This is a genomic window from Veillonella sp. 3891 (genome assembly GCF_003992315.1).
Taxonomy (GTDB): Bacteria; Bacillota; Negativicutes; order Veillonellales; family Veillonellaceae; genus F0422.
This window is the reverse complement of the sequence record NZ_RQVE01000009.1, coordinates 1-24,322: the sequence shown is the minus strand read 5'-3', so window position 1 is coordinate 24,322 and position 24,322 is coordinate 1. Positions and strand designations below refer to the sequence as shown.

Below are 24,322 nucleotides of genomic sequence, written 5' to 3'. Positions count from 1 at the left end.
GACCCCATCGTATAAAGCAATCATTCATGGTCTTTTCATGTACAACGGCTATACTTCTTCTAAACATATCTTTAAACTATATGGAAAATACGATACAATACAACTATACACTAACGTATGAAAGGAGCTCTTATGAAAGTCTTAATTGTTGAAGATGAAGAAATGCTAAATAATATTATCGCCAAACGTTTGAAAGTGGAATCTATGATTGTAGACCAATGTTATAACGGAGAAGATGGCTTAGACTATATTTCTACGTCCAGTTATGATGTCATCGTTATGGACATTATGATGCCAAAAATGGATGGTCATGCCGTAGTACAACAAATGCGTACGGAAGGCAACAAAACACCAGTCCTCTTCTTAACTGCCAAGGATGCCTTAGAAGATAAAGTGTCTGGTTTAAACCTAGGTGCCGATGACTATTTAGTCAAACCTTTTGAGTTTGACGAACTCATCGCCCGCATCTACGCCTTGGCCCGCCGTGGTCGCAACCAAGCGGTAGAAGATATCATTGCTGGTCCTTTACGCATCAACAATAAAAGTCGATCCGTCTTTCTTAACGATGAACCTTTAACGTTAACTGCCAAAGAATTTGACCTCTTATTCTATTTAGCCAGCAATCCAAATATCGTCTTGTCTCGTCAACAAATTCTTGACCATGTATGGGAATACGACTATGAAAGTTACTCCAATCTCATCGACGTATACATCAAAGACTTGCGTAAAAAAGTTGACATTGATGAAAACAAAAAATTAATTCAAACTGTCCGTGGCGTCGGCTATGTATTCCGTACCGAGGAATAGGTCATGCGCACTATCGTCAATCGCATGTACCATGGTGTCATACAACCTATATGGCATCCTATAGAGGCCTTTCTATTACGTGTTCCTCTAGTCTATAAAATCACTAGTTGGTACTCCATCTTTCTCTTGCTCATGATTGGTCTCCTTGCTACGTTCGTCATTCAATTTACCCACATTTCGGATCAAAATGAAATCCGTACGGACTTGCAAAAAAGCGTTATTGAAGCAGCTAATAATCCAAAAAAATACAAACCCTTCGATGACGGCATCTTTCTATTGGTGTACTCCCATAATGGCATCGTCCTACGAGGTAGTCCACCAGATCGTTTTCCAAAAGGAGCTCCTCCTTCTTTTGATGGCATAACAGTCGTCAATGAGGATACTCATTCTTTCTTGTATTATGATGCGCCTATCCAACATATTCCAGGCGTACAAGGCTACATTCGTGGCGTTGTGCCCATGAGTTTTCTAGACAGAAAATCTAACAATATGTTCCTAGCTTTATTGCTAGGAGGCATCCTATTTGTCACTGTTGCCTCCATTGGCGGGTATTGGATTATCCAGCGTGGTTTAAAACCAGTGCGCACTGTAACAAACTTAGCAGAACAGATTTCATTGAAACGAGATTTGTCGGAACGCATCGAAAACATCCCTCAATCGGGAGATACTATGTATCAGTTGGCCTCTACTTTCAACCATATGCTTAGCAGTTTGGAAGAAGCATCCAATCGGGAGAAACGTTTCAACTCTGACATTTCTCATGAATTACGCACTCCTATCGCTGTGATTCAAGCAGAAAGTGATTACGCCCGACAATATGTATCTTCTTTAGAAGAAGCTAAGGAAAGCTTTCAAAATATTTTTGTTCAAAGTAAGGGCATGGCTGATATGGTGTCACAATTACTAGAAATAGCACGCCTGGATAGCTTAACCAACATAGATAAGGTGCCAGTTCCTCTTTCAGAGGTAGCCCAACAATTAGTCCACACCTATACGCTATTGAGTAAGGAAAAAGAATTAACCTTTACTAGCCACATTGATGAAGCAATCGTTGTTCATGGCAATCAAATCTTATTACAACAAGCTATGGCAAATCTGTTGGATAACGCTTTAAAATTTGCTCACCATAGCATCCATTTTGAAGTTTCCTTAGGCGATACGATTCATATCTTCGTCCAAGATGATGGCATCGGTATTCCTTCTGAAAGTATCCCTATGATTTGGGACCGTTTGTACCAAGTAGACCCATCTCGTACATCAAAAGAAAACAAAGGCCTCGGCCTTGGACTCTTCTTCGTACAAAATGTTGTGCAACTTCACGAAGGTACATTAGAAGTAGAAAGCACACCAGACGTACGCACCGTCTTCGGATTCCATTTACCACTTCAACCCGAATCGGATACAGAATTAGAAGAGCAAGTATAGACTCTTAGACCTATATACCACTAGACTAGAGATACGTCTAATAACATACCTACTCAATAAGGGACTGTAACAAAATACTGTAATACAACAGAGGAACGTTGACTGATTCGATCAACGTTCCTCTTCTTGTATCTATGTATATTATTTTAGTTCTTCTAGCAAGCGACCCGCCACATAGCGTTTCATGATATGGCGATCATCACCGATATATATCCATCGTTCCAATCGTTCTTCTAAAGACCGTTCATTCGCATCAAACATAGATTTATCATCGATGACAAGAGCATCTAATTCATAGCCCTCTTCAAAGCTACCTACCTTACCAAAGAATGTTCCTCCACCCTTAGTGGCTAAGTAGAAGGCTTCGCTTAAGGTTAACGGTGCATATTGATTGTCTACTTCGACCCATTTCATTTTAGATAGGCCAATAGCTTCCATCAATACTTTTGCCATGGACACTGCATGCCCTCCTGAAATGTCAGACCCTAATCCCACTGGAATATGATGATCTAACAATTTACGAATCGGTGCAATACCGCTGGACAAATTGACATTGGAATATGGACAATGGGACACCATGGTCTGCGTTTCTTCCATGCGATCCATTTCTGCGTCACTCAAATGAATGCAATGAGCCATTACTGTCGGAGTCTGTCCCATCAGTTGATGTTCATAATACACATCTGTATAACTTGGTGATTCTGGGTGCAAGGAAGCGACCCATTCGATTTCCCCGTGATTTTCCGACAAATGCGATTGTACCGGCACATCATATTCCTTAGCCAGTTCCCCTAATCCACGCATGAGTTCACTCGTGCAAGACGGCACAAAACGCGGTGTAATAATTGGTTTTACAAGGGGGCCAAATGATTTCGATGCTTCTAACCACGCTTTCGTATCTGCTAAAGACTGCTGCGTAGTTTCAATCAAGGAGTCTGGACTATTTCGATCCATGTTCACCTTGCCCACTAAAGCAGATAATCCCGCTTCTTGCAACAGTTCCATTAACACTATTGTGCTGTCCTTGTGAATCGTACCAAATAGAATACTACGGGTTGTACCATGTCGCCATAAATCACGTACAAATGCACCATACACTAGGCGGGCATACTCTGAGTCTTTAAACTTCGTTTCCTCTGGAAATGTATACGTCTCAAGCCAAGGAAGTAACTCTTTATCCATACCAAGACCACGATTACAATATTGTGGTGCATGAGCATGGGTATCTACAAAGCCCGGAATGATAAGTTGATCTCCATAGTCAACTACAGGCAATCCCTCATAGGAGCTTGGCAAAGTTTCACTACAGTGCACAACCACACCATCTACAGCTACAATGTATCCATGTGGTATGGCTACCAACTGTGCTGGACTTGGTGTGTACAGAATATGTCCTTTCAAAATCAATGTGTCTTGCATAGAACCACCTCCGTGTATAACCTTATACAATTGCCGTATGAAGTTTAAAGCAGCATGCCTATATAGCATGTCATGTATGAGTGAATTATATCACACTTGGTATATGACGTCTATCAACTTATGGAAGATTCGGACGATTTCCATGGACTTTCAATACTACATAGCCAATAAGTATCATCCCTATGCCTGCTACGAGGAACACATAGGATGTACCCCAGTAGGTCGCTACTACACTAGCAAACAAAGGTCCCATCATATTTCCTAACTGTTGCGATGTCGTGGCAAGTCCAAATACTCGACCACGCACGGATGGCTCGGTGTTCACCGTCATAGCCGACCCAAGGGACGGGAAGATGCCCACAATAAATATGCCGATGAGCAATTGCAAGATACCGAACCACCATAGGCCAAAGGGTAAACTTTGCAATAATAATACAGTTCCCGTACCCAACAGCCCATAAGAGATAACCCTAAAGTATCCTCGTCGTTGTCCATAGACAGCCCACACATTGGTCATAATCATGCCCATCACACCTCCACCGCTTAGGATAGACCCCGCTAACATAGCAGCACCCTCCATAGAGCCTTTTAGTTCGCCCACATAAATGGCCACGATAGGTTGTAACATAAGCATGGCAGATTGCACGAGAAAATATAACCCTAAAATATGGAGCAATACCTTATTGCCTTTTGCCTCTTGTAAATCTTCCTTGAAAGAAGTGACTTTCACTGGCGCTGCGCTTTCAACCTGTGGTTCTTTCACAAAGATAGCGATGGCAGCGGTCACGATAAATAAGGTAATGCCTGCCACCATAAACACCGGTCGCATCCCTACCGCTAGTTCTGTGAGTCCTCCAGTTAAAGGTCCTACTGTATTCCCTAGGACTAATCCCATCTGAAAGATACCCATCGCTGTGCCTACTCGTTCTTTCGGCACCGACACCGATACCATAGTCATAGCAGCTGGCATAAAGCCATTGGCAAACCCTTGGAATGCTCGAACTAGTAAAAATTGATATTCGTCTTGTACAAAGGCACCCCATAAATAGGATACGCCGATTAAAATTCCTGCCCGAATAGCCATTAGTTTCTTTCCATGTTGATCCGCTAGTCGCCCCCAAATGGGAGCCATAACAGCAGAAATAAAAAAAGAAATGGAAAATGACAATCCCGACCAAAGGGCCAAATGTTCCTGTTCTACTCCCAGTTCTAACAAATATACAGGAAGGAAGGGAATAATCATAGTATAGCAAATAGCTAGCAGTGACATTCCTATAGTAAGGATCCACACCGCTACCATTCCTGTTTGTTGTAATTGTTTCATATTTCACATCCTCTACTAACTTCAGATTGTAACCTTATTGTAACACATCTACTACTAGGCCCCAACAAATCCCCCTGTATAGGAAGAAACAAAAGTAGAGGATAGTTGATATGGTATCAACTATCCTCTACTCATCTTACAAGTACGTCTAATTAGATTTTGTAGCCTTTTACATGATGCAGCACTTTGAACAATAGCCCTTGCAATACTTGCATTTCCTCTTGTTCTAAGCCAAGTTTTGATTCGATTAATGCAGGAATATGACGAACCTTTTTCTGTAATGATTGTCCCTTTGCTGTTAGGGTAATCACCATAGAACGCTCATCCTCTTTAAAACGCTCACGAAGAATTAAGCCTTTTAATTCTAGCTTTCTTAACAATGGTGCTAATGTGCCAGAATCTAAGAACAATCTAGTTCCGATAGCTTTTAAATTCACCGTTTTTAATTCCCAAATAACAGACATCACTAAGTATTGCGTATAGGTCAATCCAAGCTTAGTCAATTCTGGTTGGCAGGCCCGAAATACTTCTTTGGCTGCTGCATACAAGGGAAACCCTACATGGGTTTCTACGTCTAATTTTTCCTTCTCTTTTTTCACTTCTAACTTCCCTTACCCTTTTTTCAAATCTTACACTGAGAAATGTCGGTCGATGACATCCTGTAATGTTAAACTTTGCATATACTCGCGTAAATGGTTTTGTAAATGCTCCCATAATGGTAATGTACGACATCCATCGCTCATTGGACATGTGTTCACTTCTTCCTCTAAACAAGCCACAACGGCAATGGAATCTTCTGTAGCCGCAAGAATATCATAGACTGTATAGTCTTTTGGTTCCTTAGTTAATTGATAGCCGCCGTATTTACCACGCACACTTTTTACATATCCTGCCGCACTCAATCGTGCTACAATTCCTTCTAAATATTTATCAGAAATTCTTTGGCGCTCCGCCATTTCGCGGATAGATACATTCCGATCTACGCTATGTTCTGCTAAGTCCACTAGAACACGTAATGCATATCGACCTTTAGTAGAAATTTTCATAGATAATACCTCTTCAAAAGTAGGATTTATTCCTAGTCTCTATTATATCTATAACAACGAAATTTGTCTATATAGATTGTGTACATATTTAGTATGCAAAATGCATAACTACCACGCAATATAGTCATATATACAATATTTTGTTGTATATTTACACACACTGAAAACCAATGTCAACCGTTAGTATACATCGACACTACTTATTAGGTATTTTTATATAATTATCTAACTTTTATAATTTTTTTGAATATATTATATCAAAAAACCTATCCTTATAACTTCCTCTATGCTACAATAAAAGAGCATTTTTATTTAATGATTAGGAGGTTTCCCATGTTAGAACGCGTATTCGCTCTGAAAGAGCGAAATACTACGATCCGTACAGAAGTCCTTGCGGGACTGACTACGTTTATTACCATGGCATACATTTTGCTATTGGCACCCAACTTACTAAGCTTAGCTGGTATGGACAAAGATGCCGTATTAATTGCTACAGCCTTAGGAGGTGGTTTAGTCACTATCGCCATGGGTCTATTTGTTAATTATCCTATTGCTTTGGCTCCTGGTGTTGGCTTATTAGCCTTTTATTCTTTCACCGTGGTTCTCGGTATGGGATTGACTTGGCAAACGGCATTAGGTGCTGTATTTATTTCTGGTCTTGTATTCCTCGTATTGACACTAACGAAAATTCGTCAGCTTATCATTGAGGCCATTCCTTCTTCTTTAAAAATTGCCATTACTGTGGGCATTGGCTTATTCATCTGTATCATTGGTTTAAAACTATCTGGTCTTATGACCATCGCCTTGTCTTTGCAACCTGGTACATTGAATGACATTGTGACTGCCAAAGGTCATGGAGCACCTGCCGCATCAGAAACATTGTTAACACTTGGTAACCTTGGCAATCCAGAAGTGCTGTTATCTTTGTTCTCCCTATTTTTCTCCGCTGCATTAATGGCTCGTCGTGTACCGGGATCCCTATTGATTGGTGTTATCGTCACATCCATTCTTGCCTATGCTACGGGAGTAGCCACTCTGCCTGATACCTTGAGCGTTGTAGCAATTCCTGATTTCAGCAAAATTGCTTTCATGGAATTAGACATTGCTTCTGCCTTCCAAGTAGGCCTTGTGACCATTATTTTCTCTTTCACCTTCGTTGAATTATTCGACTCCATGGGTACCTTAATTGCTACTGCCTCCAAAGCTGGCATTGCGGATCCTAAAAAAGGTGAATTTCCTGGTCTTGGCAAAGCAATGATTGTAGATTCCCTAGGTGTTAGTTTCGGCGCTATGCTTGGTTCTAGTACGATTACGGCTTTCGTTGAAAGCGCCGCTGGCGTAGGTGCTGGTGGTCGTACAGGTCTCACTGCTGTCACTTGTGGTATCATGTTCATCCTTTGTTTATTCTTTGCTCCATTGATCGCATTAGTTCCCAATGCAGCGACAGCCCCTGTACTCATCTTGGTTGGGGCCTTGATGATGGAAGCTATCCGTGAAATCAATTTCTCCGACTGGACAGAAGGATTCCCTGCGTATTTAGTCATCGTGTTAATGCCTTTCACTTACAGCATTGCCAATGGTGTAGCAGCGGGTCTTATCGTATATCCATTGATGAAATTCATCACCGGCCGTCATAAAGATGTACACTGGTTCATGTACGTATTAGGAGCTATTGTATTAGCAAAATATATTTTCTTTGATTAATCGATTCTCATTACTACTCAACTAAATAAATATAGGCATATATGGTATGAATTTTATTGTATTCTAACCATATATGCCTATTTTATTACCTATCTTTCTATCATATGTATATCAATTCTCAAGTATGTGATTTTTATCACAAATTTTTATCAATTATCTTTTTTTCTCATGTTTACCATGCTATAATGTAAACATAATTTGTTATAGAGAAGGAGGTTTTACTATGTTAGAAAGGCTATTCGCACTGAAAGAGCGGAACACCTCAGTTCGAACAGAGATCCTCGCTGGTCTCACCACATTCATTACCATGGCATACATTTTGCTACTAGCGCCTAATTTATTAGGATTGGCTGGGATGGACAGAGATGCCGTATTAATCGCTACTGCCTTAGGTGGCGGATTGGTTACTATGATTATGGGACTATTTGTTAACTATCCATTAGCCTATGCACCCGGTGTAGGGCTCTTAGCATTCTACTCCTTTACGGTCGTTATTGGTATGGGGTTAACATGGCAAACAGCGCTGGGTGCCGTCTTTATATCTGGTCTTGTCTTCTTTGTATTAACTGTAACAAATATACGTCTGCTGATTATTAAAGTGATTCCTGCATCCTTAAAGTTTGCTATCACTGTAGGTATCGGTTTATTTATTTGTATTATCGGGTTAAAACTATCTGGATTAATGACCATTTCCCTGTCCTTACAACCAGGTACATTGCATGATATTATCGCTGCCAAAGGGCATGGGTCTCCTGGAGCCTCTGAAACATTATTAAGTTTGGGAAATCTCAAAAACCCAGAAGTTCTCTTATCTTTATTTGGATTATTCTTCTCAGCAGCTTTGATGGCACGCCGTATTACAGGCGCTCTACTCATTGGTGTAATTACCACATCCATTATCGCCTATGTAACAGGTATTGCTACACTACCTGAAACATTGACATTTATGGCGATTCCTGATTTCAGCAAAATTGCATTCATGCAACTAGATATCGGTTCCGCCTTCCAAATTGGGCTTATAACCATCATTTTCTCGTTCACCTTTGTCGAATTATTTGACTCCATGGGAACATTGATTGCTACCACGGCTAAAGCTGGTATTTCCGATCCAAAAGCTGGCAAATTCCCTAGTTTAGGAAAAGCGATGATTGTAGACTCTCTCGGCGTTAGCTTTGGTGCTCTGCTTGGTTCCAGTACTATTACAGCCTTCGTTGAAAGTGCTGCTGGGGTTGGTGCTGGTGGCCGTACTGGTTTAACTGCTGTCACTTGCGGCTTTATGTTCATTCTTTCCTTATTCTTTGCTCCATTAATCGCCTTAGTACCGAATGCAGCCACTGCTCCTGTATTAATTCTTGTAGGCGCCTTGATGATGGAATCCATTCGTGAAATCGACTTCTCCGATTGGACAGAAGGTTTCCCTGCCTATCTAGTTATCGTTTTGATGCCTTTTACATACAGCATCGCGAACGGTGTGGCTGCCGGTTTAATCATCTACCCAATCATTAAAGTCATCACTGGTAAGTATAAAGAAGTACACTGGTTCGTATATGTTATGAGTGCCATTGTATTGGCTAAATATGTATTCTTTGGCTAATTACATAGTAATATAACTATAGGCATATATGTGTTGAATCTCTTACCAACCATATATGCCTATTGTCATTCATATTTACCTATTCCACACTATCCAATCGATCATAGCTGAAAGTTACTAGTATTGTGTACTTGAGCGTTATAGGACAAATGCGTTGGTTTTAATATTTAAAACAGAATAGATTATAAAAAGGACTATAATCCATGTACTCCATACATGTGTTACAGTCCTTTTACATTTCTATTTACTTGCACTCTAATTTCTGAAACTATCATCACCTAGAGCTATGTTAGTATACTGGATTACAGCAAATCGTCTTCGTACACTGCTTCTTCAAAGAACAATGGCAACAAGTCTTCGCTATATTCGTTCATATCGCGACCTGTTTTAGAAAATACCACAGATGCGGCAAAGCGCATTAATTCTTGCTCATTCTCTGGATTGTTCACAAATTCTTCAATAATTTTGTCCATATCTAAATGGCGTTTCATAATGAATCGAGCTAGTTTACGACGATTCACTGGGTCATTCACCAGTTCATCTACATCGATAATGTATTCTGGCATTTTAATGGCAATATGCGTATGGATTCCGTCTTCTTTCATAGTAACCTCCTAAGCTCTTAGCCCTATACTAAGCACGTACAAAGCACATTCAGATATTACAGGATATACTCCGTATATCTTTCACTATATACTTCTATTATACCCTATTAACTCTAATATACCTATCTTAAACTCCCTAGCTTAGTAGTTTGACAATCTCGATACGGCTTGTACCAAACTATCGTTATCCACAAACACTGTATCTAAACACAGTCCATGGGCAGGCGCTGTTTTTCCGATTAATTGTCTATTTTCCGCCCCAATGATACGTGGCACGTCTTCTGGTTGAAAGCGACCTAAGCCTACATCCACCAAAAATCCTGCCATATTCCGCACCATGTGGTACACAAATCCATCTCCTAACACATGGATACGCACCGTCGTCCCCTGTTGGATGACTTTCACCGCATACATGGTCTTTACTGGGTCTTGTACCGTCGTATTATGGCCTTTGAACGTACTAAAATTATGTATCCCCTCTAGGGCCTGTGCCGCGCGCCGCATCGTCTCTATATCCAAAGGTTTACGCACATGGTAGGCATAGCGCAATTGCAATGGGTCTACCACAGCATCATTATGAATGGTATAAATGTATTCCTTCCCTTTTACATAATTCCGTGGATTCCAATCAGACGGTAACTCCTGTGCCTCACGAACCACAATATACGGTGGCATATGGGCGATGAGGGCCCGCATCAGATTGTCTACAGGAATCTTTCCCGTAGTAGTGAACGCCACTACTTGCCCTCTAGCGTGAACACCAGCGTCGGTCCGAGAGGATCCATAAATCGTGATGGGCTCATTACAAACCTTAGATAAGGCTTCTTCTAAATAACCTTGTACTGTAGGTCCATTTTGTTGCCGTTGATATCCGCAGAGCTCTGTACCATCATAGGCGACGATGAGCTGTATGGTTCTTGTCATATGTGGCATGTCCTATTCTTTCTACTATTTTTCTACCTTATGATATATATCTACGGCTAGCATATCTGTGACTAGCTTATACAACTAGTTCTTATATGCCAAAGCCCCAGCGTAATACAGCTAGTACAATACTCACAAGCACCACAGCGCCAATACCATAGGTATCTAATTGACTGTATTGCAATTCTTTCAAGCGAGTACGCCCCTCTCCGCCTCGATAGCAGCGAGATTCCATAGCCACTGCCAATTCATCGGCACGGCGGAAAGCGCTAATAAATAATGGCACTAATAAAGGCACCATATTTTTAGCTCGTTTTAGTAAGGATCCTGTAGTAAAATCAGCACCACGAGATTCTTGGGCTTTCATAATGCGATCTGTTTCCTCTAACAAAGTCGGAATAAATCGTAAAGCAATGGTCATCATCATCGCTAATTCATGGGCTGGCACACCAAAGCGTTTCCAAGGGTTTAGGAGTCTTTCAATACCGTCCGTCAATCGGATAGGGGATGTAGTATAGGTCAACAAGGAAGAGAATACGATTAAGAAGATCAATCGTCCTGCCATAAGGCCACCCAAATTGAGCCCTTCTCGGCTGATGTGTAGCCAACCATAGGTGAATAGGTATTCCCCCGGCGTAGTGAACACGTGAATGGCCAAAGTGAATACGATGATAATCCACAATGGTTTAATGGACAGCCACACAAGTCGCACTGGCAAGCGAGACAGTCCCAAACAACCGAAGGTAAAGGCTGCCACAATGCTATAGGTCACCAAGCTGTCCGCAAAGAAGATGGCAATGATGAAAATCATGGTGGCTATAATCTTAGCCCGTGGGTCCATACGGTGGAGCAAAGAATCTCCTGGGAAGTACTGACCGATGGTAATATTACTTAGCATGGTGCACCTCCTTGAGATAGTCGTAAATATCTGCTACCGCCTCATTGACATGGACACGGTCGATATTGACAGGAATGTTTCGTTCTGCCAAGGCTTGTAATGTTTGCGACAATGGCGGTACATCCACACCGGCAGACTGTAGTTTCTCACGATCATTGTGGAAAATCTCGATAGGATTACCATCCAATAAGACTTGCCCTTGGTGCATCACAATCAAGCGATTCGCCATGCGAGAAATATCTTCCATATTATGAGATACAAGGATAACAGTAATTCCTTTTTCCTTGTGCAATTTCACAATTTCTCCAAAGATTTCTTCTCGTCCAAATGGGTCGAGACCTGCCGAAGGCTCATCGAGGATTAAATAATCTGGGTCTAAGGCAATGACCCCCGCAATGGCCACACGGCGCATTTGTCCACCCGACAAATGGAAGGGAGACCGCTCCGCATAGGTATCGTAATCAAGACCTACAAATTGCATCGCTTCTCGCACACGGCAATCTACTTCCGCCTCATCAAAACCAAGATTTTTAGGTCCAAAGGCAATATCTTTAGCGATGGTTTCCTCGAAGAGTTGATGCTCTGGATATTGAAATACCATGCCTACTTTGTGACGGGTTTGTTTGACTTCTTCTGTTTTACCTACTAGGTCTACACCGTTTACTTTCACAGTGCCTGTTGTAGGGTGTAATAAACCATTCAGATGTTGTACTAAGGTGGATTTACCAGACCCAGTATGACCGATAATGCCTACAAACTCACCTTCGTGAATGGTCAAATTCACATCATATAAGGCCGTTTTTTCAAAAGGGGTTCCCTGTCCATAGGTGTAGGTAACATGTTCTAATTGAATTGACATATGGCCTCCCCTAGTTCTTCATTAGTGGTAATGCCCTTTGGCATAGCTACCCCTTTTTCTTGTAATCGCACTGCAATTTCTGATGGCACCGGCACATCTAGTCCAAGACCTTTTAAAGTGTCTACATTCATAAACACATCTTTCGGTGCCCCTTCGTCGATGACCTTACCTTGTTTCATCACGATGATACGATCCGCCAAAGCTGCCTCTTCCATAAAGTGCGTAATATACACGATAGTGATGCCCTCTTCTTTATTGAGACGATACACCGTATCCATCACTTCCTTACGCCCCTTCGGATCTAACATCGCTGTTGGCTCATCTAAAATAATGCATTTCGGTTTCATCGCTAATACACCGGCAATGGCGATACGTTGCTTTTGTCCCCCTGATAATAGATGAGGTCCATGCAAGGCATAGTCCGACATATTTACCGCCGCCAAGGCTGCATCTACACGACTGCGAATCTCTGGAGCTGGAACGCCTAGATTCTCTGGACCAAACGCCACATCTTCTTCCACAATAGCTGCCACAATTTGATTATCTGGATTTTGGAATACCATACCCACATTTTGGCGAATATTCCAAATTAAATGTTCTTCCTTTGTATCCATTCCTAAAACGGTAACGGTACCAGATGTAGGCTGTAATAGGACATTAAAATGTTTGGCAAGGGTACTTTTACCGCTCCCATTTGTCCCGATAATACTGACAAACTCACCTTCATGAATGTGAACACTCACATCCTGCAAGGCGTGTACCTCACGGCCCATTTCGTCTTGGTACACATGACTCATATGGTCCGTACTGATCATAACTTGTTTCATCTTGTTTTCAGTTTCCTCTCTACGTAAGTACAATTGTTACTTCGTATTACAATCTACTTCATTATACCGTGTAGAGAGGTTTAGGACAATAGGCAACCTTTTGTAGACTTGCAAGGTTAACAATATAACTTATTTTTTGAAAGCAATATGACGGTAGCTTGTGAAAGTCAACCATTTCGCGAATGTCTCATTGAGATTCTTGGATGCCTCAATATCTGCTATAAACTGAGTATATTCCTCTGCAGATTGTACCTCAATGCCAAAGCCACGACCATTTAGCAATGGCACACCTTGGTACGTATACTCACGCAATGGAGCAATGGCTGTGATGACCCCATCTCGTACGGAAATATATACTTTATCGCGTAAAATTAAGATATCAAAGGTACTCGGATATTGGTAGCTATCCCCTGTCAACGGAATCGTATCACCCACACGGTACGTAGCACATTCTGGGCGCACTTTATCGACTGTCAATCCTTCCACATCGTAGTAGAACTCTTCAAAAATATCACCACGACCACGAACGGAATCACCGATAAATGTATATAGCTCTTCCCCTTTATCGAGGGTGTCTTGGATCACACCGCAGGCCGCTGTCATATGGCTCACACGGTCGATAAGGATGAACTCACCCAATGTTTTATGCTTAGTGAAAGTATCCACCACAATTGGCTCTTGTAAGGTCAAGACACAGCGTGCTATCTCATTTTTGCTTAATCCATCACGCTCCACATGCTCGCCAGTGTTCACATCCACAGCATACCGGATTTTGCTCACTACCCCAGACACTAATTTCGTACCTGCCATAATCAAGTATTCTCTACCTTCTTGCAAGGTGGTATCATCCATCCAGAGCAAGGTAGTTTCTAACTTTGCACTGACCTGTAATTCTGTGCCATTCACAATGACACAACCACGGGACACATCTACTTCACGATCTAATTGGATCGTCACCGCTTCCCCTGTATGAATTTCCTCAACAGAATCAAAACCTCGAATTAAGGATTTTACCACTGCCGTTTCACCGCTTGGCAAGACACACACTGTGTCATTCACACGAAGGGTACCACTTTCTACTTGGCCTTGGAATCCTCTAAACGTATGGTCTGGTCGAGATACACGTTGTACTGGCAAATAGAATCCTTCTTCTTCAAAAGCTTGGATATCTACTGTTTCTAAATGACCTAGCAAGGTATTGCCCTTGTACCAAGGCATGTGCGGAGAATGCACAGTAATATTGTCACCCTCAGTAGCTGACACAGGGATGATAGCAATATCTGCCAATTGCAATTCTTGTTGTAATGCTTCGATATCTGTTTGGATTTCTTGGAAGCGACTTTCACTATAGTCCACTAAGTCCATTTTATTCACTGCAAAGATGAAATGTTGGATACCCATTAAGGCACAGATACGAGCGTGACGACGGGTTTGCACCAACACACCTTGCTTCGCATCCACTAGAATGATTGCTAAATCCGCAAAGGAGGCTCCCACCGCCATGTTACGTGTATATTCTTCATGGCCCGGTGTGTCTGCCACGATGAAGCTGCGATGGTCCGTTGTGAAATACCGGTATGCCACGTCGATGGTGATACCTTGCTCACGCTCTGCCATCAAACCGTCTAGTAATAAGGAGTAGTCGATTTTACCACCACGACTGCCCACCTTACTTTCTAGTTCAAGGGCTTCCTTTTGGTCTGCATATAATAATTTGGAATCGTATAAGATATGTCCAATCAATGTAGATTTTCCATCATCTACACTGCCACATGTAATGAATTTCAATAAACTTTTCATTAGAAATAGCCCTCCCGTTTACGTCGTTCCATGCTACCTGCCGCTTCACTGTCGATAACCCGTGTAGTTCGTTCAGACGATACAGCACTCAAGGTTTCTTCAATGATTTCATCTAGGGTCGTCGCATTCGATTCAATACCACCTGTTAATGGGTAACAGCCTAATGTACGGAATCGTACTAATTTATTTTCTACGGTCTCACCATCTTGCAAGCGGAATCGCTCATCATCGACCATAATTAAGTTGCCATCACGTTCTACTACTGGTCGTTCTGCTGCAAAGTACAATGGCACGATGTCGATGTTTTCTCTTTTGATGTACTGCCAAATATCTGTTTCTGTCCAGTTAGAGATAGGGAATACACGCATGCTTTCCCCTTTGTTGATTTTTGTGTTAAATAGTTTCCACATCTCTGGACGTTGGTTCTTTGGATCCCACGCATGTTGTTCATTTCTGAAAGAAAAGATACGTTCTTTCGCACGGGATTTTTCTTCATCTCGACGACCGCCACCAAAAGCTGCATCAAATCCATATTTGTCCAACGCTTGTTTTAAAGCTTGTGTTTTCATAATATCTGTATAGGCCGCACCAGAGTCAAATGGGTTGATACCACGATCCACTCCATCTTGGTTGATGTACTCTAGCATTTCGATGCCCAGTTTCTTTGCCACATTGTCACGAAACTCAATCATCTCTTTGAACTTCCAAGTAGTATTCACATGTAAGAATGGGAATGGCGGTTTTGCTGGATAAAAAGCTTTCATTGCTAAATGCAGCATTACCGAACTATCTTTCCCGATGGAGTATAGCATCACTGGATTTTCACATTGTGCGGCTACCTCACGAATAATATATATAGCTTCCGCTTCTAATTCATCTAAATGAGAGAATTGACTCATATTGACCTCCTTAATAGGCATTACTTTCTTTTGCATTCACTGTAATTCGTTGCACAGTTCCATCTACTTTCGTAATGTCCCAGTGCAATAAATGGCCTTCTGTTGTTACCATCATGGTAGCCCCTTTACCACCCATGTCTTCTCCTAAGAAAAAGGAAATAGCTCCTACAGGGCATTCTTTCACACAAGACACACAGCCCCAACAATCAGAGGGATAGGCGATGTAAGCTTTCTTCGCCTCATCTTTATAGATTAATGTCCCAGGGCATACTTGTTGGCATCTACCGCAACCGATACAAGTATCCTTATTAATTTGTATGCTCATAAGTATCCCCCTTTTCTACTAGTGGCCGTTGAAAAACCTGAAGTTCACCATCTTGATATACGGAGTTGACGTACACCAATCCCTCATCGCTACAATTCGGGTAGTCACCATGCTCTCCAAAGCTGTGCCAACGCGTTTCCTTACGACCTTCTAAATGCGCCACTAAGGCTTGGGCCACCACAATGCGATCTCGCAATTCATAGAGGTAGGACAGTTCATGTAAGGTATTGGCTTGTAATTGCTCTACATCTTTGGCTAAAGCTTGCAATTTTGATTTCGCAGTGCCTAAGCTTTCTTCTGTGTATTTGTAGGCTTGGCTAATGCCACCGGCATAGACATCCATAATGTCTTGTAATCGTTGTTCGTGCGCTTCAATGTGGGCTAAAGCAGAACTCTTGCTAGCTATTATAGCACCATCATTAGTGTGGACTAGTTCAGCGCTAGTATTTGTGCCGTTTTGTACAATACTATCGTTAGATCTGGTTTGTGTAAAATCATCATTAGTGCGAACCTGCGCAGCATATCTCTTCACAATAGTGTCAATTGCTTCCTTATACCACGTTTCATTTTCTACCGATTGTACTTCACCTTGATCTTGGTACCGTCGTACAATTTCATCACCTGCAATTTCACCTTCTGCTAAGGCTCCTGTGACATATTTTTGAGGAGCTCCCCCTGCCACATCACCAGCAGCAAATAGGTTTGTAATAGTCGTTTCTCGATGCGTATCTACCCAGTAGCCACTCGCTGTATGGCCGCCTACGATATATGGCTCTGTACCTTCAATTTCCACATTTTCTGTGGCAGGTCCATGACCACGTTCTACCCAGCGCAATGTTTGGCTTGGTGCCATGTTGAGGTAGGCTTTCAGCAAGTCTTGCTCTTGGTCTGGAGAAATCCCCTTCGTTCCTAAATAGCAAGGACCTCTGCCTTCCACCTGTTCCTGTACAGTACCGTACACACGTTGGGACGTAGTGATGCCGTATACACTTTCATAGTTCTCACCAAGACTATTGATTTGTTTCGCTCCTACCCCTTGGGCAATAGTCCCTGTAGGTGCGATAGTATCTTTACAACGAAGAGCAATGAAGCGCATCTCTAGGGTCGTCATCTCCGCCCCTTGTAAAATACCCATGGCATAGCCGGCCCCAGTATTAAACGGGGAATACCACATTTTATGACGAGAGAACCCCGGATTGTTAGGTTTATAAATCCCAGAGGCACCGCCAGTAGCGCAGATTACGTAGGTTGCCTCAATCTCATAGATGGTACCCGTTTCTTTATGGAATCCTACAGCACCATAGATACGGTTATCTTTCACAATGTAATCCGTGATAACTAATTGATTAATCACCTGACAATGTTCCAAAGATTCTACAGCACTCGCCAAGATAGGCTTAATATTTTCACCATTAATTTTAATATTACGATTTCCACGAGCCACGTAGTTGCCTTGGTCGTCTTTCAAAATTACTAGTCCTAATCGTTCTAGCTCATGGACTGTACCATTTACTCGTTCGCACATCGTACGCAACAAGTCATCTCGTACGATGCCCTCCGCATCCTTCGTGGCATAGTCCACATAATCTTGGACTGTACGATTGGGCAAAATATAACAGTTGATAGCATTCACCCCTGCTGCCAAACAGCCACTTCGTTTAATATGAGCCTTCTCCGCCACGATGATACGAGCATCGCTAGCTTTTCCTATGGTTAACGCTGCATAACAACCTGCCGTCCCTCCGCCGATAATCAGCACATCCGTGCGCAGTCGCTCTTTCTTTCCTAACATCCTATGCACCCTTTCCTTCCATGCGTATATACCCTTGTATATATTGTTTCTGCTTTATCTATACCTTTTGAAAGTTTCATACTAAATATAGAACAAGCTACTTGTATTCATACCTTCATTTTCTACTAGATACGTATCCGTCTCATCATAGATGCAAATTCTAGAAATCAACACATCCACCGCATCACCTACTTTGAAAGCATGTCCATCAATAGTATGATTCGCCACCAGTACTAACTCACCAATCCGCAGGGTCACTTCTAAACGATTGCCTTTGAATAAAATATGTTCAATATGACCTAGTTCCACCACACTGCGATAACGGTGTAATGACCCTTGAGGATGAATGCTGATATATTCTGGTCGAATTAAGGCTTCTTTTACATTGTCGATTTTCTGAAAGCCCTTTAACACGTCATACCCTTCTACAACAGAAGACTTCCCTAAGAACTTAGCCACAAAAGGAGTCTCTGGATTGCAGTAGATCTCCTGCGGTGTTCCTACTTGTTCGATACGACCTTTGTTGGTCACCACGATTTGATCCGCCATTTCTAAGGCCTCTTCTTGGTCGTGTGTGACAAAAATAGTAGTAATCCCGATTTGCTGAATCGTATTGCGTAGCCACATGCGAAGTTCTTCTTTTACCTTCGCATCGATGGCTGCAAAGGGTTCATCCAAGAGCAATACCTCTGGATTCGGTGCCAACGCTCTCGCAAAGGCAACCCGTTGCCGTTGTCCGCCCGACAGTTGACTCGGATATCTATCTTCTAATCCACTAAGGCCAATGAGTTCGATGAGCTCTGTTACACGGCGACGAATTTCCTCCTTGGCCACTTTCTTTACAGTCAAGCCAAAGGCAATATTATCAAAGACCGTCATATAGCGAAACAATGCATAACTTTGAAACAAAAAACCAATCCCTCTATCTGCAGGTGCCACGTCATTAACCCGTGTCCCATTGATACAGATATCACCTCGATCTGGTGTTTCCAAGCCAGCAATCATCCGTAATATGGTTGTCTTCCCACTACCACTAGGACCTAAGAGGGCTACCAAACTGCCCTTCTCAATGGATAAGGACACATCTTTCGAAGCCTGAAAGTCTCCATAATTTTTATATATATTCGATAAACTAACGTACATGTATTTCCTCCCTCTACCTGTATCGATGACGATTATTACCGATGGCTAGCTTTATGCGCCGCATAGGTGCGCAACCCAATCATGATGAAAGCCAATAGAATCAGCACCGACGATACACTAAAGGATGCTACCACGGCACTTTCAGTACCAGACATATAGAGAGCATCGATTTCTAATGGCAAGGTGAACGTAGAGCCCCTCGCCTTAGATACGGCCGCTACTGCTCCAAATTCACCCATAGCCCGGGCTCCGCACAAGATAATCCCATACAACAAAGGCCATTTGATGTGAGGAAAGGTGATCTCCTTAAAAATACGCCATCCAGAAGCTCCCATCAAAGCCGCTGCTTCCTCTTCTTCTCGTCCTTGATTCAACAAGACTGGCAAGATTTCACGGAATACAAAGGGCATCGTCATAAATATAGTAACCAAGATAACCCCTGGTATAGCAAACACAATACGAATATCTAACCCTGTCCACGCATTAAACTGATTGATGTATGGTTCTAACCATCCCAATCGACCGAAAGTGAGCAAAAACGCTAAGCCTGCAATAACGGGAGATACGGAAAAAGGTATATCTGCCAAAGTAGCTATCAATGTTTTACCAGGAAAATCGAATTTTGATACAGCAAATGCTGCTGCCACTCCAAAGATAGCACTCACCAACATAGCAATGACCATCACCAAAATGGTCAGCCCCAAAGATTTCATCACATAGACGGTGCTAATAGACTGCACATAGAACTGCCAACCTAAGGACAAGGACTGAAACACTACTGAAAGCATAGGAATAAGGAGCATAAGAATAATGAATGCCCAAGCTAATAGAATTAACAAGGTAGAACCGTATCGTCCTTTCATAGCTTCCTTACCTCCCTTTAATACGCTTTGCATGATGATTCTGAATCAGATTCACTACTAATAATATTGAAAACGAAATGCCTAATAGCACAATGGCAATGGCCGTAGCACTGCTATAGTCAGCATAATTTAACTTTTGCATAATCACATAGGACACAACCTGCGTGTGATTTTTAAAACTATTCCCTGAAATATAAATAATGCTACCATATTCGCCAATCCCTCTAGCAAAGGCCAAACTAAAGCCAGTCAATAAGGGCGGTAACAATTCAGGAAAAATAACTTGTCTATATAATCTAAATTTGCTCGCTCCCATCATGAAAGCTGCCTCTTCATAAATAGGATCTAAGGTTTCTAACACTGGTTCCAAGGACCGCACCACAAAGGGAATCCCTACAAATACGAGGGCCACCACAATGCCTATTTGACTATAAGCCACGTGAATTCCCCACTGTGACAAGATGGACCCAAACCAACCTGTATCGGTATACAGTTTCGATAAAGCAATCCCTGCCACCGCTGTGGGTAGCGCAAAGGGAAGTTCTATCATGCTATTCAGCAAGGCTTTCCCTGGAAATGTGTAGCGCACCAGAACCCAAGCCAAGATAAAACCAAATACTACATTGATAGCTGCTGCAATAGCGGCTGTTAATAAACTAGTTGTAAAGGCTTGTACTACATTCATTTTTGTAAGCAATACTTTCCAAGTGTCCCATGGCAAGGACAATCCATGAGAAAACACTGAGCCTAAAGGAATGATGATACAGATCGATAATAAGGCAATAGTAATGCCTAAGGTCAAGCCCATGCCTGGAATGATTCGTGTCGATGTAGGGCCTATGATTCGTGAAAGCCACGATGTATTATGTTCCATAAATTTCATCAAATACCCCACCTTCATCAAAAAACTTTTTATACACTGCATCCCAGCCACCATAGGCGTGGATGGTCGTTAACTCTATCTTATGGCTAAAAGTCGAAGAAAACTCCTGTAAAATAGCTGGATTAGCCGGTCTAAATCCATAAGAACCAATCAACCGCTGCCCCTCATCGGAATATAAATACTGGATATAATCACGAGCTACCTCTGTGGTCTGATCTCGATCTGTTATGCCTTTTACAAGAGCTACATTGGGTTCTGCAACGATGCTCGTTTTCGGTGTAACCAATTCATATTGACCTGGGTAATTCTTCACAATTTGCAAGGCTTCATTTTCCCAAATCAATAGCACATCGCCTTGTTTATTTTCTACGAAAGTCGTCGCTGCACTACGAGCGCCAGCATCTAAGACTTTCACATGGTCATAAAGAGATTTTACATACCCTTTGGCACCCGTTTCTGTGCCGTATGCCCTAAGTCCATGATCCCAAGCTGCCATGAATATCCAACAAGCCGCGCTAGAACTTTTAGGGTCTGGAGCTACAATGGAAATACCAGACCGTTCTAAGTCTTCCCAACCTTGTACGTGCTGAGGATTACCCTTGCGCACTAAAAAAACAATAGTCGACGTATAAGGAGCCGAATGGTTAGGGAACATCTCTTCCCAATTTGTATCAAGCAAATGCACACGGTTCAGCATCTCTATATCTTGCGAAGATCCTAAGGACACAACATCGGCATCATTCCCTTCAATGATGGATCGTGCCTGCGCACTAGAACCACCATGAGATTGCGTGACATGCACATCCTTTCCAGTGAGTGACTTATAATGCTCACGGAACAAGCGATTATAATCCTCGTAAAACTCACGTGTACTATCATAGGACACATTCGTAATGTGCACCTCATTACCCACTATTTTGGGCTCTTTCATACATCCCGTGAAAGTCCCTATACATACAATGCCTATCATGGCGATGAGCCAGTTTCTATATCGTTTTCGTTTCATATATCCTCCATCGTCATTTCCAAGGCACATTACTATCGTCTTGATTAGCAGAACATTACACTCAGTCCCCCTGCTTGTTTCTAATATGCTCTACTAGCCTTTTGATACAATTCCATACACTCTATTAATAAATGATATATAAATCTCCTTATTCCATATATATCCTACTAATATCTAGAAAAGATACCCTCATACATTTCATTAATATATTTCGTCTCTGTAAATGCATGCTTGAGATTCATGCTCTAATATATACTAAGTATCAAAAATACCTGTTGATAAGTATCGTTCCCCACCATCTGGCAATAATACAACAATATTCTTATCCTTATAATCAGGATTCTGACCAATCTGTATAGCCGCTTGTAAGGCAGAGCCAGAAGAAATGCCCAGTAACAAACCCTCTGTTTTAGCAATCGTTCGTGTACATGTGTAGGCATCCTCTGTGGAAACTGTGACAATCTTATCTAACAGCTTAGTATCTAATACATCCGGGATAAATCCCGCTCCAATCCCTTGAATACCATGAGGACCTGCTTCCTTGCCAGATAGCACAGCAGATGTCGTCGGCTCTACACCGATAATCTGTACATTTGGCTTTTGCTCTTTCAAATAGCGACCCACACCCGTCACCGTTCCCCCTGTACCAATAGAGGAAATAAATACATCTACTTCACCATTCGTATCCTTCCAAATCTCAGGACCTGTGGTTTCATAATGTGTTTTCGGGTTCGCAGGATTTGTGAACTGTTGCAAGATAAACGCATTACCATGTATCTGCTGTAACTCCTCAGCCACACGAATGCTACCTTTCATCCCTTCTATGCCCGGTGAAAGCACCACTAAGGCGCCCAATGCTCTGACAATACGCTGTCGCTCTACACTCATCGTGTCGGGCATGACAAGAATTAACTTAAGCCCCATTTGAGCCGCCACAAAAGCGAGACCAATTCCCGTATTACCACTGGTAGGCTCAATCAGTACCGTATCTTTTTGTATCACCCCAGAATCAATGCCCTCTTTGATCATGCCGTAGGCAACACGATCCTTCACACTGCCCAATGGATTAAAATATTCTAATTTTCCTAACAACCGACCATTCAACTGATGTAGCTTTGTAAAAGCATCCAATGCCACCAAAGGCGTCGAGCCAATTAAATCTGTTACATGTTGGTACATGTCTTATGCCCCCTTACTGTTATCTTCTCTATATATACTAGTAGTTACTTGTTATTTACTATATGCCGATATTATATATATCTATTGTGATATTTTAATAATTAATTTATGAGCGTTATATATTGATAATCCATATATCTAATTTTATAAATATATATTTTTATTTCATAATTACAATATTTACATTAGTATGATTTCATACTTCTAATATGGGGTTACTATAAATTTGGACCTACAGTAACGTCTACTATTGTATATTCTTATTCCTATGTAGTCAATTGGATATAAACTATATACATCTATAGGTTAAAGCTATATATACATAAATATACAAAAATAGAAATGAGAATTGTTATTTGTACATTAAAGAAAACAATAAAAAAGACACCTTTCGGTGTCGATATTATTGTAGCTATATTGGCTGGAAACGGCTTAGTAGATTTATTAATCAGCGACTTCCTATATGTTCCTAGCTGTGGATTTTGTACACCCCTTTGAGGCTTCAAAATCTTACGCTAGGAACTCCCCGATTCACACACTTTTATGCGTCACTATGCTCCTTTAAAAGTGGTTCACTGGGGATCCCAGACCTATGGTATTCTTTCATAGATATTACTTCTGCCATGTTGGCTGGAAACGACTCTCCTCGTACATCATCATTTGCAACTTCCTATGTGTTCCTGACTGTGGATTTTGTGTGCCCCTTTGGGGCTTCAAAATCTTACGCCAGGAACTAAGCGATGCTCTATGATTTATTCGTCGCTTTGCTCCTTTAAATCATGAGCCCTGCTTATCCCAGGCCTTATCATATATAACTTAGTTACTACTTGATCAATCTGGCTGGAAACGGCTTAAAGTATTTAAGACTATTATTTAATAAAAAAAGAGCACCCTTTTGGGTGCTCTTTTATTATTAATCAGCGACTTCCTATCCTCCCAGGCCGTTTCCAGCCAAGTACTTTCGGCGTTTACGAGCTTAACTACTGTGTTCGGGATGGGA

General features: G+C 41.8%; 22 protein-coding genes and 1 rRNA gene. 4 read left to right on the top strand and 19 right to left on the bottom strand.

The features are described from left to right. The first annotated feature begins 132 nt into the window (after positions 1–132). Together EO118_RS05835 and EO118_RS05830 are read left to right on the top strand one after the other, a co-directional pair. Positions 133–807 carry a response regulator transcription factor gene (locus EO118_RS05835; RefSeq protein WP_127069067.1) on the top strand — a complete coding sequence of 225 codons (675 nt, stop codon included), beginning with the start codon at positions 133–135 and terminating at the stop codon, positions 805–807. A 3-nt stretch (positions 808–810) separates the two neighbouring features. Then, positions 811–2,232, top strand: coding sequence for a cell wall metabolism sensor histidine kinase WalK (locus tag EO118_RS05830; protein WP_127069066.1), 1,422 nt, complete (start codon positions 811–813; stop codon positions 2,230–2,232). A gap of 141 nt (positions 2,233–2,373) precedes the next feature. On the opposite strand, the gene guaD is transcribed toward EO118_RS05830, so the two are convergent. The 4 genes from guaD to EO118_RS05810 form a co-directional block, all read right to left on the bottom strand. Further along, positions 2,374–3,651: a guanine deaminase gene (gene guaD, locus EO118_RS05825; protein ID WP_127069065.1), complete on the bottom strand. Its 1,278-nt coding sequence runs from the start codon at positions 3,649–3,651 to the stop codon at positions 2,374–2,376. Positions 3,652–3,769: 118 nt separating this feature from the next. Next, complete coding sequence (locus EO118_RS05820; RefSeq protein WP_127069064.1) at positions 3,770–4,975, bottom strand: MFS transporter; 1,206 nt, start codon at positions 4,973–4,975, stop codon at positions 3,770–3,772. Positions 4,976–5,127: 152 nt separating this feature from the next. Further along, positions 5,128–5,574, bottom strand: coding sequence for a MarR family winged helix-turn-helix transcriptional regulator (locus EO118_RS05815; protein ID WP_127069063.1), 447 nt, complete (start codon positions 5,572–5,574; stop codon positions 5,128–5,130). Between the two features lie 30 nt (positions 5,575–5,604). Next, positions 5,605–6,021 carry an Rrf2 family transcriptional regulator gene (locus EO118_RS05810; protein WP_127069062.1) on the bottom strand — a complete coding sequence of 139 codons (417 nt, stop codon included), beginning with the start codon at positions 6,019–6,021 and terminating at the stop codon, positions 5,605–5,607. Between the two features lie 333 nt (positions 6,022–6,354). On the opposite strand from EO118_RS05810, the gene EO118_RS05805 reads away from it, so the two are divergent. Next, positions 6,355–7,725, top strand: coding sequence for an NCS2 family permease (locus EO118_RS05805; RefSeq protein WP_127069061.1), 1,371 nt, complete (start codon positions 6,355–6,357; stop codon positions 7,723–7,725). 223 nt (positions 7,726–7,948) lie between these two features. After that, positions 7,949–9,319 (top strand): NCS2 family permease, encoded by a 1,371-nt coding sequence (locus EO118_RS05800; protein WP_127069060.1) that lies wholly within the window; start codon positions 7,949–7,951, stop codon positions 9,317–9,319. A gap of 302 nt (positions 9,320–9,621) precedes the next feature. Here EO118_RS05800 and EO118_RS05795 read toward each other — a convergent pair whose 3' ends face one another. The 15 genes from EO118_RS05795 to rrf form a co-directional block, all read right to left on the bottom strand. Beyond that, positions 9,622–9,924, bottom strand: a complete 303-nt coding sequence (locus EO118_RS05795) for a hypothetical protein (RefSeq protein ID WP_127069059.1) — start codon at positions 9,922–9,924, stop codon at positions 9,622–9,624. A gap of 141 nt (positions 9,925–10,065) precedes the next feature. Next, complete coding sequence (gene truA, locus EO118_RS05790; protein WP_127069058.1) at positions 10,066–10,848, bottom strand: tRNA pseudouridine(38-40) synthase TruA; 783 nt, start codon at positions 10,846–10,848, stop codon at positions 10,066–10,068. A gap of 91 nt (positions 10,849–10,939) precedes the next feature. Beyond that, positions 10,940–11,746, bottom strand: coding sequence for an energy-coupling factor transporter transmembrane protein EcfT (locus EO118_RS05785; RefSeq protein WP_127069057.1), 807 nt, complete (start codon positions 11,744–11,746; stop codon positions 10,940–10,942). Continuing rightward, positions 11,736–12,605: an energy-coupling factor transporter ATPase gene (locus EO118_RS05780; RefSeq protein ID WP_127069056.1), complete on the bottom strand. Its 870-nt coding sequence runs from the start codon at positions 12,603–12,605 to the stop codon at positions 11,736–11,738. Before EO118_RS05780 ends, EO118_RS05785 begins: the two co-directional genes overlap by 11 nt. Next, positions 12,590–13,432: an energy-coupling factor transporter ATPase gene (locus EO118_RS05775; protein WP_127069055.1), complete on the bottom strand. Its 843-nt coding sequence runs from the start codon at positions 13,430–13,432 to the stop codon at positions 12,590–12,592. Before EO118_RS05775 ends, EO118_RS05780 begins: the two co-directional genes overlap by 16 nt. Before the next feature lie 129 nt (positions 13,433–13,561). Next, positions 13,562–15,232, bottom strand: coding sequence for a sulfate adenylyltransferase subunit 1 (locus EO118_RS05770; RefSeq protein WP_127069054.1), 1,671 nt, complete (start codon positions 15,230–15,232; stop codon positions 13,562–13,564). Continuing rightward, a complete protein-coding gene (gene cysD / locus EO118_RS05765; protein WP_127069053.1) occupies positions 15,232–16,131 on the bottom strand; it encodes a sulfate adenylyltransferase subunit CysD in 900 nt (299 codons plus the stop codon). The genes EO118_RS05770 and cysD overlap by 1 nt, the downstream gene beginning before the upstream one ends. 10 nt (positions 16,132–16,141) lie before the next feature. Further along, positions 16,142–16,456 (bottom strand): ferredoxin family protein, encoded by a 315-nt coding sequence (locus tag EO118_RS05760; protein WP_127069052.1) that lies wholly within the window; start codon positions 16,454–16,456, stop codon positions 16,142–16,144. After that, complete coding sequence (locus EO118_RS05755; protein WP_127069051.1) at positions 16,440–18,248, bottom strand: adenylyl-sulfate reductase subunit alpha; 1,809 nt, start codon at positions 18,246–18,248, stop codon at positions 16,440–16,442. The genes EO118_RS05760 and EO118_RS05755 overlap by 17 nt, the downstream gene beginning before the upstream one ends. 81 nt (positions 18,249–18,329) lie before the next feature. Beyond that, positions 18,330–19,391 (bottom strand): ABC transporter ATP-binding protein, encoded by a 1,062-nt coding sequence (locus tag EO118_RS05750; protein ID WP_127069050.1) that lies wholly within the window; start codon positions 19,389–19,391, stop codon positions 18,330–18,332. 35 nt (positions 19,392–19,426) lie between these two features. After that, the gene (locus EO118_RS05745) at positions 19,427–20,254 is read right to left on the bottom strand and encodes a sulfate ABC transporter permease (protein WP_127069049.1); all 828 of its coding nucleotides are present in this window, start codon (positions 20,252–20,254) and stop codon (positions 19,427–19,429) included. Positions 20,255–20,261: 7 nt separating this feature from the next. Beyond that, a complete protein-coding gene (cysT, locus tag EO118_RS05740; protein ID WP_240626908.1) occupies positions 20,262–21,137 on the bottom strand; it encodes a sulfate ABC transporter permease subunit CysT in 876 nt (291 codons plus the stop codon). After that, the gene (locus EO118_RS05735; protein WP_164723862.1) at positions 21,118–22,143 is read right to left on the bottom strand and encodes a sulfate ABC transporter substrate-binding protein; all 1,026 of its coding nucleotides are present in this window, start codon (positions 22,141–22,143) and stop codon (positions 21,118–21,120) included. Before EO118_RS05735 ends, cysT begins: the two co-directional genes overlap by 20 nt. A gap of 255 nt (positions 22,144–22,398) precedes the next feature. Next, positions 22,399–23,322 carry a cysteine synthase A gene (gene cysK, locus EO118_RS05730; protein ID WP_127069047.1) on the bottom strand — a complete coding sequence of 308 codons (924 nt, stop codon included), beginning with the start codon at positions 23,320–23,322 and terminating at the stop codon, positions 22,399–22,401. Positions 23,323–24,237: 915 nt separating this feature from the next. Then, positions 24,238–24,322 (bottom strand): 5S ribosomal RNA (rrf, locus tag EO118_RS05725); the annotation flags it as partial.

Excerpts from the sequence above, each read along its gene's own strand:
- EO118_RS05835 (WP_127069067.1), top strand. The coding sequence starts at position 133 with ATGAAAGTCTTAATTGTTGAAGATGAAGAAATGCTAAATAATATTATC.
- EO118_RS05830 (WP_127069066.1), top strand. The coding sequence starts at position 811 with ATGCGCACTATCGTCAATCGCATGTACCATGGTGTCATACAACCTATA.
- guaD (WP_127069065.1), bottom strand. The coding sequence starts at position 3,651 with ATGCAAGACACATTGATTTTGAAAGGACATATTCTGTACACACCAAGT.
- EO118_RS05820 (WP_127069064.1), bottom strand. The coding sequence starts at position 4,975 with ATGAAACAATTACAACAAACAGGAATGGTAGCGGTGTGGATCCTTACT.
- EO118_RS05810 (WP_127069062.1), bottom strand. The coding sequence starts at position 6,021 with ATGAAAATTTCTACTAAAGGTCGATATGCATTACGTGTTCTAGTGGAC.
- EO118_RS05805 (WP_127069061.1), top strand. The coding sequence starts at position 6,355 with ATGTTAGAACGCGTATTCGCTCTGAAAGAGCGAAATACTACGATCCGT.
- EO118_RS05800 (WP_127069060.1), top strand. The coding sequence starts at position 7,949 with ATGTTAGAAAGGCTATTCGCACTGAAAGAGCGGAACACCTCAGTTCGA.
- EO118_RS05795 (WP_127069059.1), bottom strand. The coding sequence starts at position 9,924 with ATGAAAGAAGACGGAATCCATACGCATATTGCCATTAAAATGCCAGAA.
- truA (WP_127069058.1), bottom strand. The coding sequence starts at position 10,848 with ATGACAAGAACCATACAGCTCATCGTCGCCTATGATGGTACAGAGCTC.
- EO118_RS05785 (WP_127069057.1), bottom strand. The coding sequence starts at position 11,746 with ATGCTAAGTAATATTACCATCGGTCAGTACTTCCCAGGAGATTCTTTG.
- EO118_RS05780 (WP_127069056.1), bottom strand. The coding sequence starts at position 12,605 with ATGTCAATTCAATTAGAACATGTTACCTACACCTATGGACAGGGAACC.
- EO118_RS05775 (WP_127069055.1), bottom strand. The coding sequence starts at position 13,432 with ATGAAACAAGTTATGATCAGTACGGACCATATGAGTCATGTGTACCAA.
- EO118_RS05770 (WP_127069054.1), bottom strand. The coding sequence starts at position 15,232 with ATGAAAAGTTTATTGAAATTCATTACATGTGGCAGTGTAGATGATGGA.
- cysD (WP_127069053.1), bottom strand. The coding sequence starts at position 16,131 with ATGAGTCAATTCTCTCATTTAGATGAATTAGAAGCGGAAGCTATATAT.
- EO118_RS05760 (WP_127069052.1), bottom strand. The coding sequence starts at position 16,456 with ATGAGCATACAAATTAATAAGGATACTTGTATCGGTTGCGGTAGATGC.
- EO118_RS05755 (WP_127069051.1), bottom strand. The coding sequence starts at position 18,248 with ATGTTAGGAAAGAAAGAGCGACTGCGCACGGATGTGCTGATTATCGGC.
- EO118_RS05750 (WP_127069050.1), bottom strand. The coding sequence starts at position 19,391 with ATGTACGTTAGTTTATCGAATATATATAAAAATTATGGAGACTTTCAG.
- EO118_RS05745 (WP_127069049.1), bottom strand. The coding sequence starts at position 20,254 with ATGAAAGGACGATACGGTTCTACCTTGTTAATTCTATTAGCTTGGGCA.
- cysT (WP_240626908.1), bottom strand. The coding sequence starts at position 21,137 with ATGAAATTTATGGAACATAATACATCGTGGCTTTCACGAATCATAGGC.
- EO118_RS05735 (WP_164723862.1), bottom strand. The coding sequence starts at position 22,143 with ATGAAACGAAAACGATATAGAAACTGGCTCATCGCCATGATAGGCATT.
- cysK (WP_127069047.1), bottom strand. The coding sequence starts at position 23,322 with ATGTACCAACATGTAACAGATTTAATTGGCTCGACGCCTTTGGTGGCA.